Source organism: Pseudobutyrivibrio sp. 49, from assembly GCF_900100545.1.
Taxonomy (GTDB): Bacteria; Bacillota; Clostridia; order Lachnospirales; family Lachnospiraceae; genus Pseudobutyrivibrio.
Window position 1 is genome coordinate 205,976 of sequence record NZ_FNDP01000002.1, and the last position, 8,088, is coordinate 214,063.

General features: G+C 42.2%; 6 protein-coding genes. All 6 read right to left on the reverse strand.

Going from position 1 to position 8,088, the window contains the following annotated elements; translation table 11 throughout:
* Positions 1 to 35 precede the first annotated feature (35 nt).
* Complete coding sequence (locus BLP54_RS04235; protein WP_090167111.1) at positions 36 to 1,124, reverse strand: glycosyltransferase family 4 protein; 1,089 nt, start codon at positions 1,122 to 1,124, stop codon at positions 36 to 38.
* Entirely contained in the window at positions 1,102 to 2,322 is a 1,221-nt protein-coding gene (locus tag BLP54_RS04240; RefSeq protein WP_090167113.1) for a glycosyltransferase family 4 protein, read from the reverse strand. Before BLP54_RS04240 ends, BLP54_RS04235 begins: the two co-directional genes overlap by 23 nt.
* Positions 2,309 to 3,694 (reverse strand): sugar transferase, encoded by a 1,386-nt coding sequence (locus BLP54_RS04245; protein ID WP_090167115.1) that lies wholly within the window; start codon positions 3,692 to 3,694, stop codon positions 2,309 to 2,311. Before BLP54_RS04245 ends, BLP54_RS04240 begins: the two co-directional genes overlap by 14 nt.
* 19 nt (positions 3,695 to 3,713) lie before the next feature.
* Positions 3,714 to 6,419: a GH25 family lysozyme gene (locus tag BLP54_RS04250; protein WP_090167117.1), complete on the reverse strand. Its 2,706-nt coding sequence runs from the start codon at positions 6,417 to 6,419 to the stop codon at positions 3,714 to 3,716.
* 29 nt (positions 6,420 to 6,448) lie between these two features.
* Positions 6,449 to 7,597 (reverse strand): UDP-galactopyranose mutase, encoded by a 1,149-nt coding sequence (gene glf, locus BLP54_RS04255; RefSeq protein WP_090167119.1) that lies wholly within the window; start codon positions 7,595 to 7,597, stop codon positions 6,449 to 6,451.
* A gap of 2 nt (positions 7,598 to 7,599) precedes the next feature.
* On the reverse strand, positions 7,600 to 8,088 hold a 489-nt coding region (locus BLP54_RS04260), incomplete at its 5' end, for a GDP-mannose 4,6-dehydratase (protein WP_143001989.1).

Here is an 8,088-nt window from a genome sequence, read left to right on the forward strand (position 1 = left end):
ACATGGTCACCAATATAAAATCTGCACTTTTCAGCTTATTTAACAGTTTTGTAAACATCCTCATAAATCTTAACTACTTCTTCCATGTATGTGTCAAAGTTGTTCAAGGCTTTGGCACGTTTTCTGGCTCCGTCAGACTTCATGCGATATATCTCGCTGTTATCCAGGAGCTCTTCTATATTCGAAACAAAAGCATCTTTATCAAGAGGCTTTTTGTCGTTTCCACAAATCTTACCGCAGCAATCATCAACTGTGACCATAAATCCACCCACCTTACTTGCAAGGACTGGACGACCAAAGGCCATAGCCTCCACAGCTGCCATTCCAAAGCCCTCGAACTTGGATGGAGCTACTAAAATTTTTGTCTGATTCATGTAAATGTATGGGTTATGCTGCATTCCCACCATTTTAATATTATCTAGCAAATTAAGCTTTGTAATAAGCTTCAGGCACTCGCTGCCCAAATCTCCACCACCCACAATAATCGCCTTGATATCAGGGTGTGTCTTACTTACTTCTTTAACGATTTTTATAAATTCCAGAGGGTTCTTGTCCTCTGTAAGATAACCTACGAAAAGCAGGTCTGATTTGAAGCCTTCCAGCTTCTCCTTTGACATTTCTGTGGCTGCCACATAGCCTCTTTCAAAGACTGCTACAGCATTAAAAGGAACCCCAAGAACTGCAGTCCTGCCCTCCATATTGTCCTTAAACCATGCCTTTTCTTCCACTGCTTTGTTAGGAACGATAATCTTGGCAAAGCTCTTGCAGGCACTGCCGTATACAACTGCCCTAGGACCAATTCTCTCTACCCATTTTGGAAGTGAATAAAGATGGCTGATGATTGGAATCTCATCTGTAACCTTTGTACACATGAGACTCACATCATATTCATAGGCATGGATGATATCTGGATGAAGCTCATCAATGACTTCCTTGATGGCCTTCTCATCAATCTTTTCCATGCCAATGTATTCAATATTGTTATCCAATAGCTTTGTCTCTATTGAACCTGTTGCTGTGAGATACACACAGCGAATATCTTCAGGCATGGATTTCATGATGTTTATAGCAACATTCTCCATGCCAGAGTATTTGTTTGACTTAGATATGTGTAAGACTATCATAAATCCCCCTCATGATCTCATTAACCTTCTCTTTATCAAACTCTTTCATTGTCTCGATGTTCACAGCACCCATCTGCTTACGCTTGTCCTCGTTGTCTACGAGGGCTTTATTCAGTGCTGTCACTAAGGTTTTGGCATCCTTTGAATCGAAGAGATATCCACCTTCGCCATCCTGAATCAAATCAGTGTTGCCTCGGATTTTGCTGCAGACAACAGGCATGCCAACAGACATTGCCTCCATAAGGGCTACAGGAAGCCCCTCCTGATGAGATGGGAACACGTAGATATCGCTTGCTGCGAATACATCTGCCACATCTCTTCTAAAACCGAGTAATTGCACATAATCCTGCAACCCAAGATGCTTGATGCTCTCCTCTAATTCATGTTGAATCTTACCCCTACCTGCAATGAGATATTTCAGCTTGTATTTAGGCTGAACGCGCTCGTCACTGTCAGGTGTTAGAAGTGTGCCATTGTCCTTCATGATTTTCAGAGCTCTAAGAACCTCCCCATGGTTCTTTCTGTGAATAAGCTCTCCTACCGATAGAAGGACGATGGTATCGTCATCTATGCCAAGCTCCTTACGAACACGGCTTCTGCCATCCTCGCTTGCCACAAATTTGTGGGTGTCTACTCCTGCTCCAGGAATATAGGCCACCTGCTTGGCATGGAACTTTCTCGCGTTGTCATAATCTTCTTTGTTGATGGTTATCAACAGGTCTGTAAATTTTGAACAGTACTTTTCCACATTGTAGAACACCATCCAGTTCTTAAGTGGTGCTCCCTTGAAAAAGTGGAAGCCATGGGCTGCATAAATCACCTTTGTGCCATATAGCTTTCTAGCTTTTCTGCAGGCTAATCTACAGATAACACCGCCTATTGGCGACTGAGTGTGGACTATCTCGTACTGATTAGTCTCCACCTCTGTCTTAATCTGATGATAGGCTTTGCTCAGCTCTGCAATGTTAAAAATCTTTCGCAGACTGGCTGTCTCAATGACGCGACAACCTAAATCTTCAAGCTTTTTGCGGCGTTCCTTCATAGCCTCAGGGCTAAGGGCACTGTCGTCATCCTGCCAACAGCAGGCAACATCTACCGTATACCCCAGGTCCTGCAAAATCTTAATATTGTCGATATTAAATTGAGTCACCATGTACGCCGTATGGGCGTGCATTAATGCTTTTTTACTTGTGGACATTTGCGTTAGTTTCTCCCTCAGCCACACCCTCTGTGGCTTCCTTTGTAAAAATAACTCTCAAAGTCATAAGTATTAACTGAATATCTAAAAGTACACTACATTTCTCACAATAAATCATGTCAAGCTTCAGCTTGTCGTAGGAGGTGGTGTTGTACTTTCCGTAAACCTGTGCATATCCTGTAAGACCAGCCTTTACATGAGTACGGAAGGCAAACTCAGGTACTTCCTTTACGTATTCAGCAATGATTTCTGGACGCTCTGGACGAGGTCCTACCACTGACATGTCACCCTTGAAGATATTGAAGAACTGTGGAAGCTCATCAATTCTAGTAGCACGGATGAAATGTCCGATTGGTGTGATTCTGTCATCATTTACGCTGGCAAGGCGAGCCTTTCCATCCTTCTCCGCATCCATAACCATGGAACGGAACTTCATAATCTTGTATTCCTTTCCACCAATGGTGCAGCGAGTCTGTTTATAAAGTGCTGGACCGCCATCATAATTGTGAATAAGTATAGCTGTAACAAGCATAATTGGTGATGTAAGAATGATTCCAATTCCTGAAATCAAAATATCGCCTGCTCGCTTAATAGCTGCCGAAATTCCATCCATTCCAACATTCTTGCAAAGATAAAGTGGTGTATCGAAAAGATTTACCTCGTCTGAACCCTTAATAAGAATATCTGAAATCTTAGGTGTGAAATATACTCTCTTTCCTGTGGCAAAACATGCTTTGATGATATCGTTTCTAGTCTCTGCTGGAACGTCATTAATCAAAACTGCATCGTAATTCTCAAGCTCTTTTGTGATCTTTTCAATTGGCTCTCTACAGCTGATTTCACCAGTGATGCTGTACTTATCAGCACGCTGATTCATCTTCCAAACCAGATCATTTTCATATCCACCAAAGATATTAAGGATTGAAAATGGTGGAAAAATCATGCGGTAAAGCTTGGTGCTGAAGTAAGTAACAAAAAGCACTGCCACCGCATCAGCCACTGTAAGAACGATTATGTACCCAAGTGTAATCCACATCAGAGATTTGATTCTTGTCATCAAAATAATGATGAAGAATTCCAATACATTTACAAGTCCCATGGCAATAGCCTGTGACATGGTAAGGATAGAAATACGACCTGTTCCAATGCCAAAGCCCTTGAAGGTATTAATCATAAGTATGGTGATAACGCCATACAGCGCAATCATCAAATAATTTCCTTTGCCAAGGAATCTTGTATACGGATTCATAAGGTACTGTAATCTCATGTACCACATAACGCCAAAGAGCGTGGCTAGTACTGCTACTAAAACCACGCTACTTGCAAAGCGAAAGAATTTTTTTTGTGTTTCAATATTATTTTCTTTGTTCATATAATTTACTCTTTAGTTATTAGAAAAATGATTTATTCATATCAACATTTCCCTTAATACCAGGAACAGAGCCTTTTGACGAGTACTGCCAGATTGAATACTTACCGCCGTATGTACAAGATGTATTGTACTGAGCAATCCAGATATATGCTGAGCCGTTGATTCCGCCCGCATTCATTCTCTGGTTCATCCAGTTCTTACTGCAGTAAACACCTGCCTTGTATCCAGAAGACTGAACTGTAGCAATAAACGCATTTGCGATAGCAGTACGCTGTTCTGCTGACAATCCGCCGCCTCTTGCTGTATCTTCCATATCGATAAAGATTGGATATGCGCATCCGCCTGCACTGTTTGCCATGGCAACTGCCATTGATGCTTCCTGTACAGCTTCTGCCTCATTAACAGCACGTGAGAAGATATAAACACCTGTAGCAACGCCTGCTGCCTTGGCTCCCTTCATGTTCTTGTAGAAGTATGGGTCTTCGTGAAGCTGTCCATCAGTCTGTCCACGATATCCGCAACGGATAATCGCAAAGCTTACTGCTGACTTAGCCTGATTCCAATCAATATTTCCCTGATACTTAGAAACATCAATACCTGTGCCCTTCACAAGAAGAGCTCCATCAGGTCCAAAGTTATACTTAACACCCTGGATTACCTGCTCGCCAGTAACCTTGTTTCCATTCTTATCAAAGTAGTAGCTTGCGCCACCAATTGACTGCCATCCGTAGTAAATATAGTTTGCAGCCTTGAAATAGTATGTCTTATCTGCTGCATAATCTGCTACTGTAGCTGGCTTTGTAAGAGCCTCATCAAGGAAAAGCTCATGACCTTCCTTATCCTTAAGTCTCTCTGTAGATGCTGTGCCATAACCTGAAACTGTATATGTAACAGAAAGCTTTTCTGCATCTGTTGCTGCTACCTTATCTGACCATGTTGGAACACCTGCAAGTGTATAATCACCATCTTTTGTGACTGTGAAGGTACCCTTGCCATCCTTCATTGTTACAGCAGTGCCATTTACTGTTACTGAACCAACATTTGTTGTTGCTGTAATAGTAAACACACCATTTGAATAGCTCATATCAAGAGTAGCTTTTTCTTCTGTTGCTGTGTTAGCTGCGATTTTACGAACTCTTGCAGCTAAAGTTACAAATCTATTTGTAGTAAAAGAAACAGCTACCGGTCTTCTTGTGTTAATCGCACCTGTCTGATTCTCCGGTGTTGGAGTTGGATCAGATGTTTGTGATGGTGTAGCCTCTGGAGTTGGTGTTGCTGTTGGCTCCTTAGAAGGCTCTTTTGTAGGTTCCTTAGTTGGCTCCTTAGTTGGTTCCTTTGTAGGATCCGGTGTTGTTGTAGGTGATGGACTAGCTGTTGGGCTAGGTGTTGCTGTTGGACTAGGACTCACACTTGGTGTTGTGGTTGGGCTAGGAGAAGGTGCATTCTTCTTATACTTGAACTCAATACTCTTATCCTTGTCTGCCTTTACCTTTAACTGCTTCTCAGAAGTAAGTGTATAACCATCAAATGTCTTAGCATCAAATGTTTTTTCTGTATTCTGTGGAACTGCTACTGTTTCTTTGCCAAGCTCCTTATCATCTGCTTTATATATAACAGTGATATTGAAGTTCTTAACTTCCTGCTTGAGCTTGTGCACAACAGTAGTTCTGCCTTCACCCTTCTTTGTAGCCTTGCTTGAACCCTTAGTTGACTTAGGTGCTGCAATCTCAGAGCCCTTAATTCCCTTGGCTGAGCCACCATTTTCAACCTTGCTGGAAGCAACATACTCTACTGTATCCTGAAGGACTGCTTCAACAGGAGCTGCCTCTTTTGGCTGATTATCCTCGGCTGCCACATCCTTCTTAATCTGCTTTTTGATTTCCTTCTGAACCTTGAATTCAACCTTGTCCTTTACATTGACTGCAGTTGCAAAATCTGAAGGCTCATAAATCTCTTCGTTATCAAAATCGTACATGAGGCAAGCTACATAATCACCTGGCTCCATGTCCTTCTCTGAGATTACACCATCCTCGTCATCATCTGTATAAACCTGACCATCGGCTTCCTTAACTGCCATGGCGTATGACTGGATAGCTGTCTCTTTATCAAGAATCAACTGGTAAAGTGGATCGTCCTTAATGTGACCCTTCTGAGTATCAACAACTTCACCATTTTCATCTGTTACTGTAATATCTACATTTCTTGACTGAAGTAATGCAAGAAGCTTCTCAGCATCAGGTTCTTTTGTCTCATCTGCAGCTTCTTCTGATGACTCTTCCGCATCTTCCTCTGTAGCCTCATCTTCTGCTTTTTTTCCAAAAGATGGTCCCGCAATTTCTGCAATATCTGAGTCAATCTTTGATATTTCATCAATATATGTCTTAAGTCCCTCTGATGCATCTTTCTTTATAAGCTTAACCTGAAATGGTACTCCTGTAATTGCATTGTCCTCTGCATCTGAGAAATATATTGTCAAATCCTTTTCAAGAGATTCACTGGTAAGTACAACACTCTTGAAGTTTGGAATATAGACATCTTCCGCGGCTGCCTCTTCCTCAACTTCTACTTCTTCAACTACCTCTTCTTCGATATCGTCATGCATGATAGCATAGATTCCTGCGCCGCCTGCACCAAGTGCAGATGCCCCCACCACTACAGCCAAAGCAATTCTTGCTGCTTTGCTGGTGGCAAAGAAAAATCGTATGCTCTCCAATATTCCTCTCATATTCATCATCTCCCAATAATTCTTCTAGTCTACTCCATGTTGTCTGAAATACACTGTAATGCTACTGCTACAACCTTATCCATGTCGTAGTATTTATACTGACCAAGGCGTCCTCCGAAGATTACACTCTTCTCGCTTTTGGCACGATTTGCGTACTCCTCGTAAACTGCATTGTTCTTATCATTGTTAACTGGATAGTAAGGCTCCACACCTGGCTGCCATTCAGAAGAATATTCCTTTGAAATAATGGTAGTAGGCTGCTGTCCAAACTCAAAATGCTTGTGCTCGATAATACGTGTGTAAGGCACATCTGCCGCTGTATAATTTACAACTGCATTTCCCTGATAGTTATCGCAATCAAGTTTCTCTGTCTCAAAACGAACAGAACGATACTCAAGCTCGCCGTAGCAGCTACCATAGTATTCATCAATCTGACCTGTGAATACAAGCTTGCCCCAGCTTACCTTTGTTCCATCGTTGAGCTCGCCCTCTGTTGACTCGGGCGCGTTCTCCACGCCACCAACCATATCGAAATAATCCTGGCTGAGAACAACATCTGCGCCCTCAAGCATCTTCTCCACAATCTGAGTGTAACCACCCATAGGGATTCCCTGGAATCTATCGTTGAAATAGTTGTTATTGTATGTAAATCTGAGTGGCAATCTCTTGATGATAAAGGCTGGAAGCTCATCACATGGGCGTCCCCACTGCTTCTGTGTATAACCCTTAATAAGCTTCTCGTAAACATCTGTACCAACAAGTGAAAGCGCCTGCTCCTCAAGGTTCTTAGGCTCTGTGATATTGAGCTCCTTAATCTGCTCTGCAATCTTTGCCTTAGCCTCTGCTGGAGTCTTGATCCCCCACATCTTAGAGAAAGTATTCATGTTGAATGGGAGATTGTAAAGCTCATCTCCATAAACTGCAACTGGGGAATTAATATAATTATTGAACTCAGCGAACTGGTTCATATAATCCCAAATCTTCTTGTCGCTGGTATGGAAAATATGTGCTCCATAAACGTGCACATTAATTCCATCCTCTTCTTTTGTGTAAATATTGCCGGCAATGTGGTCTCTACGGTCAATAACTAAAACGCTCTTACCACGCTTGAGAGCCTCATGGGCGAAAGTCGCACCAAAGAGGCCCGCGCCGACTATAAGATAGTCGTAATTCTTCATTTTTATTTTCCTGAATACATATCGTTATAGTACTTCTGATAATCACCAGATGTTACATTCTTCATCCAGTCCTCGTGCTCGAAGAACCAAGCGATTGTCTTCTTGATGCCTTCCTCGAAGCATGTCTCTGGATACCAACCGATTTCAGCCTTAATCTTATCTGGAGCGATAGCATAGCGTCTGTCATGACCCTTTCTATCTGTTACATACTTAATAAGCTTCTCTGATACAAGCTCCTTACGTGGGTCTCCCTCTGGAAGCATCTCCTGAAGTGTATCAAGGATGATGTGAATAATCTGAATGTTCTGCTTCTCGTTGTGACCACCGATGTTATATGTCTCAAAAAGCTTACCCTGCTCCTGAACCATATCGATTCCCTTAGCGTGATCCTCTACATATAACCAGTCACGTACGTTCTTTCCATCACCGTATACTGGAAGATCCTTGCCCTGAAGCGCATTGTTGATGATAAGTGGAATGAGCTTCTCTGG